Annotated in this window: 18 protein-coding genes; 11 read left to right on the forward strand and 7 right to left on the reverse strand. The window is 65.5% G+C overall.

Translation table 11 applies throughout. From position 1 onward, the window contains the following. The first annotated feature begins 39 nt into the window (after positions 1 to 39). The 5 genes from otsB (at position 40) to purC (ending at position 5,294) form a co-directional block, all read left to right on the forward strand. Positions 40 to 804, forward strand: a complete 765-nt coding sequence (gene otsB, locus MJ601_RS01370) for a trehalose-phosphatase (RefSeq protein ID WP_242122773.1) — start codon at positions 40 to 42, stop codon at positions 802 to 804. 108 nt (positions 805 to 912) lie between these two features. Next, positions 913 to 2,682 (forward strand): glycoside hydrolase family 15 protein, encoded by a 1,770-nt coding sequence (locus tag MJ601_RS01375; protein WP_348635544.1) that lies wholly within the window; start codon positions 913 to 915, stop codon positions 2,680 to 2,682. Then, entirely contained in the window at positions 2,679 to 4,088 is a 1,410-nt protein-coding gene (otsA, locus tag MJ601_RS01380) for an alpha,alpha-trehalose-phosphate synthase (UDP-forming) (protein ID WP_242122775.1), read from the forward strand. Before MJ601_RS01375 ends, otsA begins: the two co-directional genes overlap by 4 nt. Before the next feature lie 39 nt (positions 4,089 to 4,127). Then, positions 4,128 to 4,259, forward strand: coding sequence for a hypothetical protein (locus MJ601_RS21905; RefSeq protein ID WP_281061189.1), 132 nt, complete (start codon positions 4,128 to 4,130; stop codon positions 4,257 to 4,259). Positions 4,260 to 4,511: 252 nt separating this feature from the next. After that, entirely contained in the window at positions 4,512 to 5,294 is a 783-nt protein-coding gene (purC, locus tag MJ601_RS01385; RefSeq protein ID WP_242122776.1) for a phosphoribosylaminoimidazolesuccinocarboxamide synthase, read from the forward strand. 18 nt (positions 5,295 to 5,312) lie between these two features. On the opposite strand, the gene MJ601_RS01390 is transcribed toward purC, so the two are convergent. Then, entirely contained in the window at positions 5,313 to 6,065 is a 753-nt protein-coding gene (locus tag MJ601_RS01390) for a sulfite exporter TauE/SafE family protein (RefSeq protein WP_242122777.1), read from the reverse strand. 271 nt (positions 6,066 to 6,336) lie between these two features. On the opposite strand from MJ601_RS01390, the gene purS reads away from it, so the two are divergent. Both purS and purQ read left to right on the forward strand, forming a co-directional pair. Further along, entirely contained in the window at positions 6,337 to 6,570 is a 234-nt protein-coding gene (gene purS / locus MJ601_RS01395; RefSeq protein WP_242122778.1) for a phosphoribosylformylglycinamidine synthase subunit PurS, read from the forward strand. A gap of 3 nt (positions 6,571 to 6,573) precedes the next feature. After that, the gene (gene purQ, locus MJ601_RS01400; protein WP_242122779.1) at positions 6,574 to 7,248 is read left to right on the forward strand and encodes a phosphoribosylformylglycinamidine synthase subunit PurQ; all 675 of its coding nucleotides are present in this window, start codon (positions 6,574 to 6,576) and stop codon (positions 7,246 to 7,248) included. 304 nt (positions 7,249 to 7,552) lie between these two features. Here the strand turns inward: purQ and MJ601_RS01405 are convergent, their stop codons facing one another. The 5 genes from MJ601_RS01405 to wecB all read right to left on the reverse strand — a co-directional run bounded on the left by MJ601_RS01405 (position 7,553) and on the right by wecB (position 14,210). Next, the gene (locus MJ601_RS01405; RefSeq protein WP_242122780.1) at positions 7,553 to 8,602 is read right to left on the reverse strand and encodes an alpha/beta hydrolase; all 1,050 of its coding nucleotides are present in this window, start codon (positions 8,600 to 8,602) and stop codon (positions 7,553 to 7,555) included. Positions 8,603 to 8,768: 166 nt separating this feature from the next. After that, positions 8,769 to 10,871 carry a GumC family protein gene (locus MJ601_RS01410; protein ID WP_491572872.1) on the reverse strand — a complete coding sequence of 701 codons (2,103 nt, stop codon included), beginning with the start codon at positions 10,869 to 10,871 and terminating at the stop codon, positions 8,769 to 8,771. Continuing rightward, positions 10,871 to 11,581 carry a polysaccharide biosynthesis/export family protein gene (locus MJ601_RS01415; RefSeq protein ID WP_242122782.1) on the reverse strand — a complete coding sequence of 237 codons (711 nt, stop codon included), beginning with the start codon at positions 11,579 to 11,581 and terminating at the stop codon, positions 10,871 to 10,873. Before MJ601_RS01415 ends, MJ601_RS01410 begins: the two co-directional genes overlap by 1 nt. 117 nt (positions 11,582 to 11,698) lie before the next feature. Further along, a complete protein-coding gene (gene wecC, locus MJ601_RS01420; protein WP_242122783.1) occupies positions 11,699 to 12,994 on the reverse strand; it encodes a UDP-N-acetyl-D-mannosamine dehydrogenase in 1,296 nt (431 codons plus the stop codon). 70 nt (positions 12,995 to 13,064) lie between these two features. After that, the gene (wecB, locus tag MJ601_RS01425; protein ID WP_242122784.1) at positions 13,065 to 14,210 is read right to left on the reverse strand and encodes a non-hydrolyzing UDP-N-acetylglucosamine 2-epimerase; all 1,146 of its coding nucleotides are present in this window, start codon (positions 14,208 to 14,210) and stop codon (positions 13,065 to 13,067) included. A gap of 157 nt (positions 14,211 to 14,367) precedes the next feature. Here wecB and MJ601_RS01430 point away from each other — a divergent pair, with 157 nt between their 5' ends. Both MJ601_RS01430 and MJ601_RS21910 read left to right on the forward strand, forming a co-directional pair. Next, positions 14,368 to 15,687 carry a UDP-glucose dehydrogenase family protein gene (locus MJ601_RS01430; RefSeq protein ID WP_242122785.1) on the forward strand — a complete coding sequence of 440 codons (1,320 nt, stop codon included), beginning with the start codon at positions 14,368 to 14,370 and terminating at the stop codon, positions 15,685 to 15,687. After that, on the forward strand, positions 15,687 to 15,812 hold the full coding sequence (locus MJ601_RS21910) for a hypothetical protein (protein ID WP_281061190.1): 126 nt from the start codon (positions 15,687 to 15,689) through the stop codon (positions 15,810 to 15,812). Before MJ601_RS01430 ends, MJ601_RS21910 begins: the two co-directional genes overlap by 1 nt. Here the strand turns inward: MJ601_RS21910 and MJ601_RS01435 are convergent, their stop codons facing one another. After that, entirely contained in the window at positions 15,813 to 16,661 is an 849-nt protein-coding gene (locus MJ601_RS01435; RefSeq protein WP_242122786.1) for an ABC transporter permease, read from the reverse strand. It abuts the gene before it with no gap. Positions 16,662 to 16,779: 118 nt separating this feature from the next. On the opposite strand from MJ601_RS01435, the gene MJ601_RS01440 reads away from it, so the two are divergent. Together MJ601_RS01440 and parE are read left to right on the forward strand one after the other, a co-directional pair. Next, entirely contained in the window at positions 16,780 to 17,466 is a 687-nt protein-coding gene (locus MJ601_RS01440) for a GcrA family cell cycle regulator (RefSeq protein WP_242122787.1), read from the forward strand. Between the two features lie 124 nt (positions 17,467 to 17,590). Continuing rightward, complete coding sequence (gene parE / locus MJ601_RS01445) at positions 17,591 to 19,570, forward strand: DNA topoisomerase IV subunit B (RefSeq protein ID WP_491572873.1); 1,980 nt, start codon at positions 17,591 to 17,593, stop codon at positions 19,568 to 19,570. The last annotated feature ends 61 nt before the right edge of the window (positions 19,571 to 19,631 follow it).

The following is a 19,631-nucleotide window of genomic DNA, read 5'->3' on the forward strand; positions in this document are numbered from 1 at the left end:
AGGGGTTGCACATTCCGCGCCATCCGCCACTTTGCGCGCGTGTCCGAATCCCAGCTTTCCCCTCTTCCCGATCTTCCCTCTCCCCCGGCCACGCTGCTGACGGGCGCCTCCCTGTTCCTCGACTTCGACGGAACATTGGCGCCCATAGCGGACACGCCCGACGGCGTTGTGGTCGACGAGGAACTGCTCTCCCTGCTGACCCGGCTCAGAACCCGGTTGAGCGGCCGGCTGGCAATCGTCAGCGGCCGTTCGGTCGCCACCCTTCGCAGTCTTGGTCTCGACGATTTCCTGCTGGCGGGAACCCACGGCCTTGAGTTCGCCAAACCGGGATGTCCGCCCGACGCGCCAGCCCGCCTTCCCGCCGTCAACGAGGCGGAAGCCGCCTTCCAGAATTTCGCCGCCGGAAAGCCGGGCCTGCTTGTCGAACGCAAGACGATCAGCGTCGGCCTTCATTTCCGTGGCGCCCCGCAATGGGGTGCGCAGGCTCAGGTCCTGGCGGAACAGCTCGCCCAAAGCCTCGGCCTGGCGCTGCAACCCGGCAAGATGCTCTATGAACTTCGCCCCGGCGGCGCCGACAAGGGCAGCGCCGTCCACCACCTCATGGAAAGCGCCCCCATGCAGGGTGGCACGCCGCTGTTCATCGGCGACGACATCACCGACGAGGAAGGCTTCGCGGCCGCCCGCGACTTGGGCGGGTCAGGCATTCTGGTCGGCTCGCCCCGGCCTACGCTCGCCGCATTCTCTTTGGAACAGGTTGCCGCCGTCAGGCATTATCTTGCTCAGGGGGCTGCGGGTTCGGCCTGATCCGATGGACCTGAAGCCCCCATTCGCAGCGAACAAGGGGGTAGACCGATCAAAGAGCAAGAGAACACCATCATTGCCGGAAATGAGCGAACGCTCGACCTTTGGCCCATCGGCAATTGTCAGGCATCCGCACTGATTGACCGGGCAGGCCGCATGGTCTGGGCCTGCGTGCCGCGCGTCGACGGTGACCCGGTATTTTCAGCGCTTCTCGACGACAAGGCTTGGGACGCACCGGAAGCGCGCGGCTTCTGGGCCATCGAACTGGAAAACTGCGCCCGGATCGAGCAGCATTATATCCGAAACACCCCGATATTGGTCACGCGTCAGCACGACGCGCAGGGCAATGCGATCGAACTGTATGACTTCTGCCCCCGGCACAAGCATCAGGGCCGCATGTACCGTCCGGTGGCCTTCGCGCGGGTCGTGCGCCCGATCGCGGGCAGTCCCCGCATCCGCGTCCGGCTGCGCCCCACCACGAGCTGGCATTCGGAAGAGGTGCCGATCAGCTATGGCTCCAACCATATCCGGCTGGTGCTGTCCTATATGGCGATGCGCGTGTCCACCAATGCGCCGATCGGTCTCATTTCCCAGGAAAGCTGGTTCCGTCTGGAACAGGACATGCATTTTTTCCTGGGGCCAGATGAAAGTTTTTCCGACGCCCTTCGCCCTGCGGTGGAACGGATGCTGGACGACACCATCCATGAATGGCAAATCTGGGTGCGCGGCCTCGCCATTCCCGCCGAATGGCAGGAAGCGGTTATCCGCTCCGCCATCACCCTCAAACTCTGCCAGCATGAGGAAACCGGCGCCATCGTCGCCGCGCTGACCACCAGCATCCCCGAACATGCCGACAGCGGCCGGAACTGGGACTATCGCTACTGCTGGATCAGGGACGCCTATTATACGGTCGAGGCGCTGAACCGGCTCGGCGCGCTCGATGTCCTGGAAAGCTATCTCGCCTACCTGCGCAACATCGTGGATGGGGCCAGGGGCGGCCATATCCAGCCGCTTTACGATGTGCGCGGCAACGCGACACTGGAGGAAGGCGAGGCGGCCTGCCTGCCGGGCTATCGCGGCATGGGACCCGTGCGGGTCGGCAATGCGGCCTATTCGCAGATCCAGCATGATGCATATGGCCAGATCGTCCTGTCATCGGTCCAGGGCTTTATCGACCAGCGCCTGCTGCGCATGGCGGGCATGTCGGATTTCGAGGCTCTCGAAGTCGTCGGCGAACGCGCATGGCAAGTCTACGACCAACCGGATGCAGGCCTGTGGGAATTGCGCACCCGCGCCCATGTCCACAGCTATAGCGCGGTGATGTGCTGGGCAGCCTGCGACCGGCTGGCCCATGCCGCGATTGCTCTCGGCTTGCCGGAACGCGAAGTCCACTGGCGCGAACGGGCCGAGATCATGAAGGCTCGCATCCTGCAATCGGCCTGGCGCACCGGCAGCAACGCGATCTCCGCCAATTTCGAGGATGACGCCCGCGACGCGTCGCTGCTCCAGCTGCTCGACCTGCGCTTCCTGACCGCCGACAATCCGATGTTCATCGGCACGCTGAAGGCACTGGAAAAGGATCTGCGCCGGGGCAACGACATGCTTCGCTACAGCGCCCCAGATGATTTCGGGGAGCCGGTGACAGCCTTCAACGTCTGCACTTTCTGGCTGATAGAAGCACTGCACCGCACCGGCCGAACCGAGGAAGCCCGCGCCCTGTTCGAGGAAATGCTGTCCCGCCGTACCGCTGCCGGGTTGCTGTCCGAAGATATCGACCCCGCGACCGGGGAATTGTGGGGAAACTATCCCCAAACCTACTCATTGGTCGGCATCATCAACTGCGCCGTGCTCTTGAGCAAACCTTGGAGCATGATGCGATGAGCCGCCTGATCGTGATTTCCAACCGCGTCAGCAGACCCAGCAAGACGGGCAATCAAGGCGGTCTCGCCGTGGCGCTCTCCCAGGCACTGCGTGAAAGCCGGGGCATATGGGTCGGCTGGTCGGGGGAAGTCACCGAAAGTTTCACCGGCCAGATCGGCTTTTCCGAAGATGAGGGCGTCAAGACGGCGACCATCGATCTGGAAGAGCAGGATGTCGATGAATATTATAATGGCTACGCCAACAAGACGCTCTGGCCACTGTTCCACTTCCGCATCGACCTGGCCGAATATGCCCGCGATTTCGAGGGCGGCTACAACCGGGTGAACCAGCGCTTCGCCGACACCGCGAGTCCGTTGATCGAGCCGGAAGACGTGATCTGGGTCCATGATTATCATATGATCCCGCTTGGCCAGATGCTGCGTGACAGGGGGCATCGGAACCGGATGGGTTTCTTCCTCCACATCCCCTGGCCACCGACGCGACTGCTGGTGTCGCTTCCCCACCATACCAAGCTGGTGCAGACCTTGTTCGCCTATGACGTGGTCGGTTTCCATACGGAGGAGTGGCTCGAATCCTTCCGCCATTATGTGGAACGCGAGATGGGCGGCACGGTGGACGGCGACTATGTGACGCTGGGCAACCGCACCATTCAGGCCATCGCCTGTCCGATCGGCATCAACGCCCAGGAATATGCCGATGCCGCCACCAGCGAGGCGGCGGGGGATATGTTCGAAAAGGTCCGCCGATCGCTTCAGGATCGCGCGATGATCGTGGGGGTCGACCGGCTGGACTATAGCAAGGGGCTGGAGGAACGCTTCAACGGCTATGCCCGCTTCCTGAAGGACCATCCCGAACAGCATCGCAAGGTCGTGCTGACCCAGATCGCGCCGCCATCCCGCGGAGAGGTGGAGAGCTACCAACAGATTCGCGCGACGCTGGACGCCATAGCGGGCCGCATCAACGGCGAGTATAGCGATGTCGACTGGACCCCGATCCGCTATGTCAACCAGGGCTATCCGCGAGACATGCTGGCGGGCATCTATCGCGCTGCGCGCATCGGGCTGGTCACACCCTTGCGCGACGGCATGAACCTGGTCGCCAAGGAATATGTCGCCGCGCAAGACCCCGAAAACCCCGGCGTCCTCATCCTCTCGCGCTTTGCCGGGGCCGCCTTGCAGCTCAAGGATGCGCTGCTGATCAATCCCTACAGCCCTGAGGAGATGTCCGATGCCATCACCAGGGCGCTTGCAATGCCGCTGGATGAGCGCAAGCGCCGTTGGCGCGCCATGATGGATTGCGTGGAAGGACAGGATATCCGCTGGTGGCGCGAATGCTTCACCGGACGACTGCTGGCGGTCGAACGCGATAATGAAGAGAAGAAGCCCGAAACCGAAGCCGCCGCGTAGCGCGCTTTCGTTTCGCCAATCGGCTGCTACTGTCGCGGCATGATGGAAGAAAGTGAAGAAGATCGAGGGCTGTTGGCTGCGATCCGCGCGAGATCCGGCGTGATTGTGGGCGTGGTGGGGCTGGCCGCATGGCTCGCCCTCATCTGGTTCATGTTCGGAGACGTGCTGTAATGGCTGCGGCCGGAGCGGAATCAGTCGACTAATTGCACCCTCGCCCCTTTTGGTCTAAGGGCCAGCCCAAGCAGCCCCGGCACCCGCTGATCCTTCCCGATTCGCGTTTGCCGGGGCACATTCTTTCTGGAGCAGATTCCGATTTCATCGCATCGAAACGGGGGCTGTTCCAGTTGGTGTTTCACCGCGTTTTCCGAACCGGCAGTTGTTTCACCTGCTCCGAAAACGCTATAGGGAAGACAGGAACCGCGCATGGCCCGTCGCCGCCAGATCTACGAAGGCAAGGCAAAGATCCTTTACGAAGGCCCCGAGCCGGGCACGATCATCCAGTATTTCAAGGATGACGCGACCGCCTTCAATGCCCAGAAGAAGGGCACGATTTCGGGCAAGGGCGTGCTCAACAACCGGATTTCCGAGCATATCTTCACCCTGCTCGGCCAGATCGGCGTGCCGACCCACTTCATCCGCCGCCTCAACATGCGCGAACAGCTCGTCCGCCAGGTCGAGATCGTGCCGATCGAGGTCGTGGTACGCAATGTCGCCGCCGGTTCGCTCAGCAAGAAGCTGGGGATCGAGGAAGGCACGCAACTGCCCCGCACGCTGATCGAATATTGCTACAAGGACGACGCACTGGGCGACCCGCTGGTGTCCGAAGAGCATATCGCCTGCTTCGGCTGGGCCAGCCAGGAAGAGATGCACGACATTGCCGACATGGCGATCCGCATCAACGACTTCATGTGCGGCCTGTTCGCGGGCATCGGCATTCGCCTCATCGACTTCAAGCTGGAGTTCGGCCGCCTTTGGGACGGCGACTATAGCCGCATCATCTTGGCCGACGAGATCAGCCCGGACGGCTGCCGCCTGTGGGACATGAACACCGGCGAAAAGCTGGACAAGGATCGGTTCCGCCGCGATCTGGGCGGTGAAGTCGAAGCCTATCAGGAAGTCGCCCGCCGCCTGGGCCTGATGCCCGAAGGCGCGGACACGACGGTCCTCGACCTCGACACCCACCGCAAGAAGCGCAGCAAGGACTGATCCGGCGGGGCGCGTTGCTCAGGCGAGCAGCGCGTCCGCCATCAGCTTGATGCCCAGCAGCACCATCAGCACGTAGATCAGCGTGTAGAAGCGCGCTGCATCGACCCGGCGCACCAGCGCCACGCCCGCGAAGGTGGCGATCATCGCGACCGGCACCAGCATCGCCGTGGCCAGCAGATTGGCCCGCGTGAACTGGCCCAGGGCGGCATAGGCGGGCACCTTCATCCAGTTCATCGCCGCAAAGGTGACCGCGGTGGTGCCGACCAGCGTGTCGCGCGGCAGGCGCTTGGGCAGCACCCACATCTGAAAGGGCGGCGAACCCGCATGGGCGATCTGGCTGGTGAAGCCGCTCGCCACGCCGAACAACAGGCCCACCCAATCCGGCGAATTGGACGGCAGGACGATGGCCCCGCTCCGCTCGACCCAAAGACGCTGGAGTCCGAACAGCATCGAAATCGCGCCCAGTACGCCAAGGACGGCAACTTCGGACACTTGGGCGGCAAAGAGATAACCGATCGCAATCCCTACCGCCGTGCCGGGCAACATGACCTTCAGCACATGGCGGTCCCAGCTATGCCGGAATGCCCATACGCTGACCGCATCCTGCAGGATCAGGATCGGCAGCAGGATGGCCGCGCCGCGCACCGGATCGACGCCCAGCGCCATGACCGGCATGGCCAGCGCCCCCACTCCGGCAAAACCGCCTTTGGCGAGGCCGGACAGGATGACCGCCAGGATCGCGCAGCAATAATAGAAATATTCCGGGTTCATCCGGCCCGCCTAGTCCAAGGCGAATGCAAAAGGGAATCGCTTTTTTTGGCTTCAGTCATTCGCGCGATGCCAGTTCGGTGGCGCGAAACGATCACCTGACGCCACGGCGGCTGCCAAAGGGATAATGCCTTGCCTGCCGGGCGCTGCAGGACTAGAGGGCTGGACGATTGAAATCGACCGCTCAGCCCTGCAGTTTTCATCGCCCGCGCATTTCGCAGGCGGAAATGGCTGGAGGGCGTGCCAAGGCCAAGTTTACGGAGTGTCCTGCCCCATGAAAGCCCGCATCTTCGTCACGCTCAAGGGCGGTGTTCTCGACCCGCAGGGCAAGGCGATCCACCACGCGCTGGAAGGCCTTGGCTTTGGCGGCGTCAACGACGTGCGCGCAGGCAAGCTGATCGAACTGGAGCTGGCCGAGGGCACCAGCGACGAGGATATCGACGCCATGTGCCGCAAGCTGCTGGCCAATACGGTGATCGAAAACTACCGCATCGAAAAGGTCGCCTGAGCCATGAAGAGCGCCGTCATCGTCTTTCCGGGCAGCAATTGCGACCGCGACCTCGCCGTGGCGTTCGAGGCGGCGACCGGCGCGAAGCCCGCCATGATCTGGCACCGGGAAACCGAACTGCCCGGCGATCTCGACCTGATCGGCGTGCCCGGCGGCTTTTCCTATGGCGACTATCTGCGGTCCGGCGCGATGGCGGCGCGCTCACCCGTCATGCAGGCGGTGGCCAAGGCGGCGGAACGCGGCGCCTATGTTCTGGGCATCTGCAACGGGTTCCAGGTGCTGACGGAAAGCGGCCTGCTGCCCGGCGCCCTGCTGCGCAATGCGGGCGGCCATTTCGTCTGCCGCGACGTCGCCCTGACGGTCGAGAATGCACAGAGCGCCTTTACCAGCCGCTATGGCGCGGGCGAGGCGATCAGCTTCCCGGTGGCGCATCATGACGGCAATTATTTCGCCGACGCGCAGACGCTGGACCGGCTGGAGGGCGAGGGCCGTGTGGCGCTGCGCTATGCGGAAAGCGTCAACGGTTCGGCACGCAACATTGCGGGCATCCTCAACGAAGCGGGCAATGTGCTGGGCATGATGCCGCACCCGGAACGGGTGATCGAGGCTGCGCATGGATCGACGGACGGCCGCCGCCTGTTCGACGGGCTGGTCGAAGGGCTGATGGCCCGCGCCTGACCCGTTGCCCCTTTTTTGGGTGACATAGGTGACACGATGGAGATGCCCGGAAACCCGCCTTTCCGGGCTTTTCCTAGCAGGAGATCGGACGGTTCAAGGAGCCGTGTAAAGCATTTTAGAAGCAGGTTGCATCACCTGCTGGCCCGGAAAAAGCGGAAGACCAAAGACAAATGCAGCATGATCCGATTCAGCTCGATCGGATCATGCCAGCCATAGCCCGGATGGGATCCTGTAGGACAGGATATTCGAACCGTCCTGTTTCCCTGTTTTCCGCGATTTCCTGACCGGCAATCGATAAATCGCCCTAGGACTGCTCGAACGCCTGCCGCAGCGCCGCCAGCTTGGCCTCCGTGAAGCGCTTGCCCACCGCAGTCTGCGCGCCCACCAGGTCGAACCCATGATAGGCGCCGGGGATGACGAGCAGTTCCGCGGGCGTGCCGCTGTCGATCAGGCGGCGGGCATAATCGATATCCTCGTCCACGAAGAGATCGATCGAGCCGACGCCGATGAAGGCGGGAGGCAGGCCCTTGAGATCGGCTTGACGCGCGGGAACCGCGCGGACCGGAACGGTGCCGGTACCCGGCGCCTGCCCCAGGAAGGATTCCCAGCCGAAGCGGTTGCTTTCCTCCGTCCAGAGGATCGTCCCGGTCGGCGGCTCCACCCTTTTCGTGCTGCCCGTGCGATCGTCCAGCATCGGATAGACCAGCGCCTGGAAGACGAGCGGCACTTCCCCACGGTCGCGCGCGGTGATGGCCAGCAGGGCCGCATGGCCGCCCCCGGCGCTTTCGCCCATCACCGCGATGCGCCGGGGATCGGCGCCGAGCGATGCGGCATTGGCGTGCAGCCATTTGAGGGCCGCATAATTATCCTCAATCGACCCCTCATAGGTGGTTTCGGGCGCCAGCCGATATTCGACCGAAACGATCACGCAATCGAGCGCGGCGGCGGTCTGCTGAAGGAAATGGAGGTTGCTCGCCACGTCGCCGAGGATGAAGCCGCCGCCATGGGTGTGGAGAATGGCGGGCCTGGCGGTCCCCGGCCGGGCATTGATGACATAGACGATCAGGTCGGGCGCGCCGGAAGGCCCCTTGATCGCCTGTTTGCGGTAGGCGGGCGAAGGAAGCGGCGGCGGAAACATGCCCTTCATCCCGTTCCGCATCGCCGGGAGCGTTGCGCGGCTCGGCGCCGGTCCCTGCTGCTTCAGCATTCCCACGAAAGGGCGCAGTTCCGGGTGAACGAAGGAAAGCTGCGGGTTGGTGGCGGCCGCGCCGGCCTTTGCGGAGGCGGGTCCGGCAAGGCACAGGCCGCCCAGCGCCAGTCCGGCCAGGAAATCCCGCCGCGTCGATCCTTCCATATTCCCCCTCCTCACTGATTCCAAAGCCTGTTTCATGGCCATCATCCCGGACCTGACCCGATCCCGCTTTTTGGGTCAAGGCGCAAGAGAAAGCGAGACTCCGGGTCAAAGGGGTGACGGCATCCCTATGGCGAAATTCGCTTGCACCGCCCCAGCCATGACCGGCCTAACGATGATAGTCATATTCGAAGGCCCTTCCCTGCTGCTTGGTCAGGATCGCGCCGATGATCACGCCGCCGGCGCGGCGAAGGCGGTCCACCGCGACGCGCAGGCCGCCATGATGGTTGCGGCCCCATTCCACGACCAGCAGCGCCGCCTGCGCCTTGCTGGCGAGCAGGCCCGCATCGGGCAGGCCCAATATCGGCGGGGCGTCGATCAGGATCGTGTCGTAGCGGTCGCGGACCGTCGAAAGCATCCCGTCCACGGCCGGGGTCACCAGCAGTTCGGCCGGATTGGGGGGGATGGCGCCGCAGGGGAGCAGCGCCACGCCCGGCACGCCCGTGTCTACGATGACCTGCTCGATCGTCGCCTGACCGGTCAGCAATTCGCTGATGCCCCTGCCCGCCGCAACGCTGAACAGGCTGTGCTGCCGGGGGCGGCGCATGTCGGCATCGACCACCAGCACCCGCTTGCCAAGCGCGCCCAGCGCCCTGGCAAGCGCGTGGAGGGTCGAGGATTTGCCCTCCCCCTCCTGCGCGCTGGTGACGAGGATCGAGCGGGGCAGGCCCGCCGCCGACGCCAGCAGCAGGGAGGACGCCATCGGGGTGAATATTCCCGGCGCGGGCTTTTCCCCTGCCGGGACCGCGCCCAGCAGCGGCAGGTTCACCCGTTCGGCCAGCGTGTCGGCCGAGGTCACGGCATCGTCGAAAATATGCCGCCCGGCCACCGCCAGCAGCCCCAGCACCAGCCCGCCCAATGACGCGAACAGCATGGTGACGCCGATATGGGGCGAGGATGGGCGGGAGGGCACGGCGGCGCGGTCGAGCGGCTGGATCCGCCCCGCCTGGAACCCGGCCTGCGACGCCATGTCGCGATAGCGCTGGAGCAGGCTGTCATGCAGCAGGCGATAGGTGTCGACCTGCCGTTCCAATATGCTCATCTGAACGCCCCGGCCGCGTTCGGCCTGGGCCTGATGCTCGACCTTCCTGATCTCCGATTCGATCTGCCTTTCGCCATGGACGGCGACGTCATATTGTTCCCGGAGCGAGGCGCGGATCGTGTTCGCCATCGATTCCGCCTGATCGTCCAGCGCGGCCAGCTTCGCGCGGGCTTCGCGCATCTCGGGATGGGCATCCTTGCGGAACTGGCGTTCCTGGACCAGGTCCGCCCGCGCCTGCGCCCGCTGGGTCATCAACTGCTGCATGGCGCCGTTGTTCAGCACTTCGGGCAGGGTTTCGACGCCGGAGAGGCGGGCGCTTTCCCACCGTTTCTGGGCGGCGATGCGGTCGGCCGTGGCCTGGGCGCGGAAAGCGTTGAGCTGCGCGAGGCGCGTGGCGGTCGTGCCTTCGGGCGGGGCATCGCCGGGGGGCTGGGCCGCGTCCGGACCGGCGGCGGCGCCGGTGCGGGCGGCATAGACCGCCATGTCGCGTTCCGCCCGTTCCAGATCCTTGCGCGCCCCGTCCAGTTCGCCCAGCAGGAAGCGGCGGGCCTGGACGCCCGATTCGAACCCGCGCCGGAGGTCCGCGCGGATCAGGCTGTCGGCATAGCTGTTGGCGACCCGCGCCGACAGGACGGGATCGGCGCTGGTGAAGCCGATGCGGATGACCCGCGACTTGCCGGGCAGTTCGACCTTCAGATTGTCGCGCAGCAGCCCGACCACCATTTCGGTTTCCACCTGCCGCTGGTTCAGGGCGCCCGAGCCGCGATCGGGGCGGCGGACGTCCATGCCGTCGAAGAAGGTGCGGCTGCCGACCAGTGCCAGCTCGCGCGCCACATCCTCCGCCAGGGAGCGGCTGCGCAGCACCTCCAGCTCGGTCTGCATCAGCGCTTCATTGTCGGACGGGGAAGCCTGACGCTGCGCGGTCGGGGCGCCTGCGGCTCCGGCCGGGATATCCTCCACCTCGACCGAGGCGGTCGCCTGATAGTCCGGAGTGGACAGCAGGATGAAGACGACGCCCGCCAGCACGCACAGCGCCATGGTGACGAACAGGATGATGCGATGGCGCCGCACCGCCGCCCATGCGGCACTGGCGGCCGCGGCAAAGCGGGCGGCGCGGCCCTCCACCGTGGCGGGGCTGTTGTCAGGCTCGATCAGCAGGCCCGGCGCCATCAATGGCCTCCGTCCAGCGCGATGAAGCCCACGCCGAGGGCAGGGACGGCCAGCAGCGCACCGCCCAGAATGGCCTTGGCGCGGGAGAGGCCGATGATGATCGTGTCCCCCGGCAGGATTTCAGGGTCGGGCGCCTCGCCCTTGCGAATGGCGGAAAGGTCGAACATGGCGGCCTTGCGCTGGCCGTCGGCGATGCGGACCACCACGATCTGGCCGAGGCTGGCAAGGCGGGTCGGCCCGCTGGCGAGCGCGACCGCCTGTTGCAGCCCGAGGCGGCCCTCGATCGGGAAGACGCCCGGTTGGCGGACCTCGCCGTCGACGGTGATGCGGCGGCCCACCGCCCGCTTCACGAAGACGGTGACCTGCGGGGAGACGAGATAGCGATCGCCCAGCCGCCCGGCGATGACGTCGGAGGCTTCACTGGCGGAAAGGCCCGCCACCGATACGTCGCCGATCAGCGGCATGCGCACCATGCCCGCCGCCGTGACCTGCGCATCCTCCAGCGACAGGCCGGGTTCGTGATAGACCTGTATGCGCAGCACATCGTCGGGGGAGATGTGATAATCCATGCCCACGGCGGGGGCCGGGGGGATGGCGGCATAGGCATCCTTGCCCTGCGGCGCATCCTCCACGGTCGAGCAGGCTCCCAGCATCGCGCAGGCCGCAAGGCCCGCCCATATCCGGTGATTGCTGTTGGTCGGCCGGTTCATGCCGTTGAAAAATCCCCGTTTCCTCGTGACAGCGATGCTGCCGCTTCGGGCGGGGTTAACGGTGCGGCAGGGACATGGCAACCGCGCGAGGCCGCGAAAGCGCGCCCCCTGCCCCCGTCAGACGGCGATGCGAGCCTGATCCGGGGCGGTTCGCCGCGGCTGATCGGGCCAGACGCCGCGCGTGTCGTAGACGGCCTTGCCGGCGCGCTCGTCCACCGGAACGGATTTGAAAACGTCATGATCGACAAGAATGACGAAAACGCCGCATTGTTCCAGAGCCGTATCGAGATCGACCAGCTCCGCGCCGGTGCCCGCAAACTCCATCGGCAGGTCATGGGCATAGGGTTCGACCAGCTTCACGCGGCGGCCGTAGCGTCGGGCGAGGCGGGCGGCGACCTTGACCGCCGGGCTTTCGCGGAAATCGTCGATATTGGGTTTGAAGGCGAGGCCCAGGCAGGCGATCGGTTCGCCGGGGAACTCGTCGATCAGGTCGGAGGCCCTGGCCACCACATAGTCGGTCTTGCCGTCGTTGACTTCGCGCGCGGTGCGGATGAGGCGGCTGTTCTCCGGGTCGCCATGGACGATGAACCAGGGGTCGACCGCGATGCAATGCCCGCCGACGCCGGGGCCGGGTTGCAGGATGTTGACGCGGGGGTGGCGGTTGGCGAGGCGGATGACCTCCCACACGTCGATGTCCATGCGATCGGCGATGACGGACAGTTCGTTGGCGAAGGCGATGTTGACGTCGCGAAAGCTGTTTTCGACCAGCTTCACCATTTCGGCGGCACGGGCTGAGGTGGTGATGCAGGCGCCGCGCACGAACTGGCGGTAGAAGCCCAGCGCCTTGCGCGCGCAGCGCGGCGTGATGCCGCCGATGCAGCGGTCATTGTCGATCAGTTCGACCAGGATGCGGCCGGGAAGCACGCGTTCCGGGCAATAGGCGATGGCGATGTCGCCCGCGACGCCCTGGCCGGGCATTTTGAGGTCGGGGCGAAGCTGCGCGAAGAGGTCGCGCATCGCTTCGGTGGTGCCGACAGGAGACGTGGATTCGAGGATGACCGTGTCGCCCGCCTTCAGCACGTCCGCGACGGTGCGGGCGGCTTTCAGGACGTAGCTGATGTCGGGGGCGCGGTCTTCGGCTACCGGCGTGGGGACGGCGATGATGAAGACGTCGCTCGGCTCGACTTCCAGGCTGGCGCGCAGGTTGCCGCGGGAGACGACGCCCTGGACCAGGCCGTCGAGATCGACTTCCTCGATATGGACGCGGCCGGAATTGACCGTCTCCACCACATGCGCGCTGACATCGACGCCGACCACCTGCGCGCCGCCGCGGGCGATGAGCGCTGCGGTCGGCAGGCCGATATAGCCGAGGCCGATGACGGAAACCTTCTGCTGGAGCTTTTCGAGGGGCATGCGATGGTCCTGGGGAAGCCGGTGATTTCAACCAGTTTCTGACGAGAAATGCTGAAGATTCCGGTAACGGCTAGGCGGCTTCGTCCATGGCTCCACGCGCCGAACCGCTGGCGGCGATGATCTTTGCGATGCGTTCGGAGGCATGGCCGTCGCCGAAGGGGTTGTGGGCGCGGGACATGGCGGCATAGGCGGCTTCATCGTCCAGCAGCGCGAAGACCGAGCGGACGATGGCGGCTCGATCCGTGCCTACCAGACGGGCCGTACCTGCCGCGACGCCTTCGGGGCGTTCGGTGGTTTCGCGCATCACCAGCACCGGCTTGCCGAGCGAGGGCGCCTCCTCCTGCACGCCGCCGCTGTCGGTGAGGACGAGATGGCTGAGATCGAGCAGGCGGACGAAGTGGGGATAGTCCAGCGGCTCGATCATCGCGACGTTGGGAAGCGTGCCCAGCACCGCCTCCATCACCGGGCGGACATTGGGGTTGGGATGGACCGGGAAGATGACGGCGATGTCGGGGCGCGCCGCGATGTCGGCTATGGCGCGGGCAATCGCCTCCATGCCGCCGCCGAAATTTTCCCGGCGGTGGCTGGTGACGGCGATGATCCGCTTGCCGGCGAAACGGGCGGCAAGGCCGTCCAGGCCGGAGGCGAGCCGGGGTTCGCCAAGGACGCGCTGGCGCGTGGCGAGCAAGGCGTCGATGACTGTGTTGCCGGTGACATGGATCGTCGCCGGATCGCGATTTTCGGCCAGCAGGGCGTCGGCGGCCGCCTGTGTCGGGGCGAAGTTCATGTCGGCGATGCAGGCGACGACGCGGCGGTTCACTTCCTCCGGCCAGGGATGATGGATGTCGCCGCTGCGCAGGCCCGCCTCGACATGCGCCACCGGAATCTTGCGATAATAGGCGGCGAGGCTTGCCACCATGGTGGTCAGCGTGTCGCCATGGACGAGCACGCGATCGGCCTTTTCCGCATCGAACGCCTGGCCCAGTTCGACGATCAGTTTCGCGGTCAGGCCGTCCAGCGTCTGGTTGGGGGTCATCACGTCGAGGTCGATATCCGGCACGATCCCGGCGATCTCCAGCACCTGGTCCAGCAGGCCGCGATGCTGCGCGGTCACGATCACGCGCGTGTCCACATCCTCCCGCGCGCGCAGGGCGTGGATCACCGGAAACAGCTTGATCGCCTCGGGCCGTGTCCCGAACACCAGCGCAACCTTCATGTCTTACCCTTTGCAAGCCGCCATTCGGGTAAGTGGCTGACAGAAAATGGTAACCATCCTCTGAACGGGAGTACCCCCCACGCCCGCTTTCGCATCGGCGAAAAGCTATGCTAGAGGCCGGACCAACCATCTTCCCAACGAAGGGCTGAGACATTTTATGAAGATCACGATGATCGGCACGGGCTATGTCGGGCTGGTTTCAGGCGCCTGCTTCGCCGATTTCGGCCATGATGTGGTGTGCGTGGACAAGGATGCGGGCAAGATCGCCGCGATCGAATCCGGGCGGATGCCGATTTTCGAACCGGGCCTGGACCATCTGGTGGCGAGCAATGCTTCGGCCGGGCGGCTGACCTTCACGACCGATCTGGCCGCGGGGGTGAAGGGCGCGGACGCGATCTTCATCGCCGTGGGTACGCCTTCGCGCCGGGGCGATGGCCATGCGGACCTGAGCTATGTCTATGCCGCCGCGAAGGAAATCGCGGAGTCGCTGGACGGGCCGACCGTGATCGTCACCAAGTCGACCGTACCCGTCGGCACCGGCGACGAGGTCGAGCGGATCGTCAGGGAGGCGCGGCCCGACCTTGACATCCAGGTCGTCTCCAATCCCGAATTCCTGCGCGAGGGCGCGGCGATCGGCGACTTCAAGCGGCCCGATCGCGTCGTCGTCGGCACCACCGGCAGCGAGCGCGCGATCGGCGTGATGGGGCAGATCTACCGCCCGCTGAACCTCAACCAGGCGCCGGTCATGTTCACCGGGCGGCGCACGGCGGAACTCATCAAATATGCCGCCAACGCCTTCCTCGCGACCAAGATCACCTTCATCAACGAGATGGCCGACCTGTGCGAGGCGGTGGGCGCCGAAGTGCAGGACGTGTCGCGCGGCATCGGGCTCGACAACCGGATCGGATCGAAATTCCTGCATGCCGGGCCGGGCTATGGCGGTTCCTGCTTCCCCAAGGACACGCTGGCGCTGGTCAAGACCGGGCAGGATTATGACACGCCGATCCGCATCGTCGAAACGGTCGTGCAGGTGAACGACCTGCGCAAGCGGGCCATGGGGCGCAAGATCGTCAAGGCGCTGGGCGGCGAGGCGCGCGGCAAGACGGTCGCGCTGCTGGGCCTGACCTTCAAGCCCAATACCGACGATATGCGCGACGCGCCCAGCCTGGCCATCGTGCAGGCGCTGGAGGATGCGGGCGCGAGGATCGTCGCCTATGACCCCGAGGGCATGGAGGTCGCCGCGCCCCTGATGCCGGGCGTCGCCATGGTCAAGGATGCCTATGAGGCCGCGACCGGCGCCGATGCGCTGGTGCTGGTGACGGAATGGGATGCTTTCCGCGCGCTGGATCTGAAGCGTCTTGCCGCATCGATGAACGAACCGGTGCTGGTCGACCTGCGCAACATCTATCCGCGCAGGGAGGCCGAGGCGGCAGGCTTCTCGCTGACCCGGGTGGGCGGCAAGGGCGTGGCCGCCTGATGCGGATCAAGATGCCGGAAGGGCGCGACGAGCGCGCCCTTCCCCGCCTGCATCACTGGCTGATCGCGGCTTGCGCGCTGTTTTTCCTGACCCTGGCCGTGCCCGTCATTGCGGGCCTGACCTGATCAGGCCTTCAGCTTCCAGCCGCGCTTGAGGAGCGCGTAGCAGAGCAGGGCAAGACCGATATTCAGGCCCAGCAGCACGATGCTGCCCACCACGACATCGCCATCCGCCGCCGCGACGAAGCCGTAGCGGAAGCCGGAGATGGCGTAGAAGAACGGATTGGCGTGGCTGATCGCGCGGAAGACCGGCGCGAGGCGGTCGATCGAATAGAAGGTGCCCGACAGCAGCGTCATCGGCCCGATGATGAAATTGGTGATGGCGGCGGCATGGTCGAACTTTTCCGCCCAGATCGAGGTCAGCACGCCGATGAAGGCGGTCAGCCCCGCGCCCATCAGCCCGAACCACAGGATCGCCCAGGGATGCGCCGGGGTCACGTGCACGCCCGGCCACAGCGCCATCGCCGCCCAGAGCGCCAGACCGACGCAGACCGCCCGCGTGACCGCCGCGCCGACCAGCGCCAGCAGCAATTCGCTGACCGACAGCGGCGGCATGAGATAATCGATCAGCGTTCCCTGCATCTTGCCCGCCAGCAGCGAGAAGCTGCTGTTGGCGAAGGCGTTGTTCATCATCCCCATGATCATGAGACCCGGCGCGATGAAGTCGGCGAAGGGCACGCCCAGCACATGGCGATTGGCGCCGCCCAGCGCGAGGGTGAAGATCACGAGGAACATCAATGTCGTGACGGCGGGCGCCCAGATCGTCTGGAGCTGCACCTTCATGAAGCGGCGCACTTCCTTGCGGTAGAGCGCCCTGGTCCCTGCCCAGTTCACATTGCGGATGACCAGTTCGCCCGGCTCGTGGAAGAGCGGGCGCTGGACGGGATTTGCTGCAATTTTGGACTGGTTGTTCATGGGCAGATCGACTATCGGCTGAGGGGTTGTGCCGCAAGGGCGTTATGCAGGGGAAATTGAACCCTTGCGAGCGCGCCCCCATATAGGGCGCCAATTCGAGATTTTGAGGAGTCATTCATTGTCCTGGACCGACGAGCGTATCGACCAGCTCAAGGCAATGTGGGAACGGGGCCTGACCGCCAGCCAGATCGCAGACGAACTGGGCGGGGTCAGCCGCAACGCGGTGATCGGCAAGGCGCATCGCCTGGGCCTGCAATCGCGCCCTTCCCCGGTGAAAGCCAACGAAGTACCCAAGAAGGCCGCGCCCGCGCCGGTGCGCAAGGCCGCGCCCGAGGCCGAAGCGCCCAAGCCCGCAGCCCCTGCCAGCCATGCCGCGCCTGCGCCCGTGCGCACTCCGGCTCCGGCGGCGCCTGCGCCGGCCCCGGCCGCTTCGGCTGCCGCTCCGGATGCGGAGCCGCCCAAGCCGCAGCCGCGCATCATCTCGGTCGGCCCCGGCGGCTTCCTGCGCCAGGGTCCCGGCGACCAGCAGGCGCCGATCCCGCCGGCCCCGCCGCGCCGTCTGGTGCCCGCCAAGCCCAGCCCGGAAATCGCGGGCAAGACGTCGCTGCTCGACCTGACCGAGCGCATCTGCAAATGGCCGATGGGCCATCCGGGCGAACCGGATTTCCACTTCTGCGGCGAAGCGGTCAATCCCGGCTTCCCCTATTGCGTGGAACATTGCGGCCGCGCCTATCAGGCGCAATTGCCGCGCGGCACCCGCCGTCCGCCGCCGCCGCTGCCCTTCGGCGGGCCGAGGGTCCGCTGACGGGCGTTTGCCAAGGCTTGGCCGGCAAAGGGATTTACCCACAGAAAAGGGCCGGTTCCTCCTCGGAACCGGCCCTTTTCCTTTGCGGGTCCCGCTTGCGCCCGCCGCCCGCCCGCTTATAGCTATGTCCATGTCCGATCTGTTCGAGAGCCAGCCCACCTCATCCTCCGGCTATGACGCTTCCGCCATCGAGGTGCTGGAGGGGCTGGAACCGGTGCGCCGCCGCCCCGGCATGTATATCGGCGGCACGGACGAGCGCGCGCTCCACCATCTCGCCAGCGAAGTGCTGGACAACAGCATGGACGAGGCGGTCGCGGGCCATGCCACGCGGATCGAGGTGCTGCTGGAACCGGGCAACAAGCTGACCATCACGGACAATGGCCGCGGCATCCCAGTCGATCCGCATCCCAAATTCCCCGGCAAGTCGGCGCTGGAGGTGATCCTGACCACCCTCCATTCGGGCGGCAAGTTCACCGACAAGGCCTATGCGACCTCCGGCGGCCTGCATGGCGTGGGCATCAGCGTGGTCAATGCGCTGTCCGCCGTCACCGTGGTCGAGGTGGCGCGCAACAAGGAACTGTTCCGCCAGAGCTTCACCCAGGGACTGCCGAGCAGCGGCCTCGAAAAGGTCGGCGCGGCGCCCAACCGGCGGGGCACATCGGTCAGCTTCGTGCCCGATCACGAGATTTTCGGGGAGCAGAAATTCAAGCCCGCACGGCTCTATCGCCTGGCGCGGTCCAAGGCCTATCTGTTCGCGGGCGTCGAAATCCGCTGGAAATGCGCGCCCGAACTGATCACCGACGACACGCCGTCCGAGGCGGTGTTCCAGTTTCCCGGCGGCCTGGCCGATCATCTGCGGGAACAGGTGGGCGATCGCGAATGCGCGACCAGTGCCTTCTTCTCCGGCTCCCAGGACTTTCCCGATTCCGCGGGGCGCGTGGAATGGGCGGTCGCCTGGCCGCTCTGGTCGGACGGCAGCTACAGCTGGTATTGCAACACCATCCCGACGCCCGACGGCGGCACCCATGAAACCGGGCTGCGCGCCGCGCTGGTGAAGGGCATCCGCGCCTTTGGCGAACTGGTCGGGCAGAAGAAGGCGAAGGATATCACCGCCGACGACATCGTGACCTCTTCGGAGATCATGCTGTCGGTCTTCATCCGCGATCCCCAGTTCCAGAGCCAGACCAAGGACCGGCTCACCAGCCCCGAAGCCGCGCGGCTGGTCGAGAATGCGGTGCGCGACCATTTCGACCATTATCTGTCTGACCATATGGAGCGCGGCAAGGCGCTGCTCGCCTATGTGCTGGACCGGATGGACGAGCGGCTGAAGCGCAAGCAGGAGAAGGAGGTCAAGCGCAAGACCGCCACCAGCGCGCGCAAGCTGCGGCTGCCTGGCAAGCTGACCGACTGTTCCAACGACGATCCGGAAGGCGCGGAAATCTTCCTGGTCGAGGGGGATTCGGCCGGCGGATCGGCCAAGCAGGCACGCGACCGCAAGACGCAGGCGATCCTGCCCCTGCGCGGCAAGATATTGAACGTGGCCAGCGCCAACACCGCCAAGATCCTGGCCAATCAGGAGATTGCCGACATGATCCTGGCGCTGGGCTGCGGCACGCGCAAGGACTGCAATCCGGACAATCTGCGTTATGAGCGGATCGTCATCATGACCGATGCCGACGTCGACGGTGCGCATATCGCGACGCTGCTGATGACCTTCTTCTTCCAGGAAATGCCGGAACTGGTACGGCGCGGGCATCTCTATCTGGCGCAGCCGCCGCTCTATCGGCTCGTCGCGGGGGGCAAGAGCCTCTACGCGAAGGACGATGCGCATCGGGAAGAAATCCTGCGCAAGGAGTTCAAGGGCAAGAAGGTCGACATCAGCCGCTTCAAGGGTCTGGGCGAGATGAACCCGGGGCAGCTCCGCGAAACGACGATGGACCCGAAAACCCGCAGCCTGATCCGCGTGACATTGCCGGACGATGTCGAGGACCGGCAGCAGGTGCGCGAACTGGTCGATCGGCTGATGGGCACCAATCCGGCGCATCGCTTTGCCTTCATTCAGGAAAATGCCGCCACGGTCGACGAAGAGACGATCGACGCCTGACCCGAAGGCACGCCCGAAAAGGGGCGGCAAAAAATATCCGGCAATTTTTTGCCTACCGCCG

This window comes from Sphingobium trunci, assembly GCF_022664535.1.
In the GTDB taxonomy this organism is placed as follows: domain Bacteria; phylum Pseudomonadota; class Alphaproteobacteria; order Sphingomonadales; family Sphingomonadaceae; genus Sphingobium.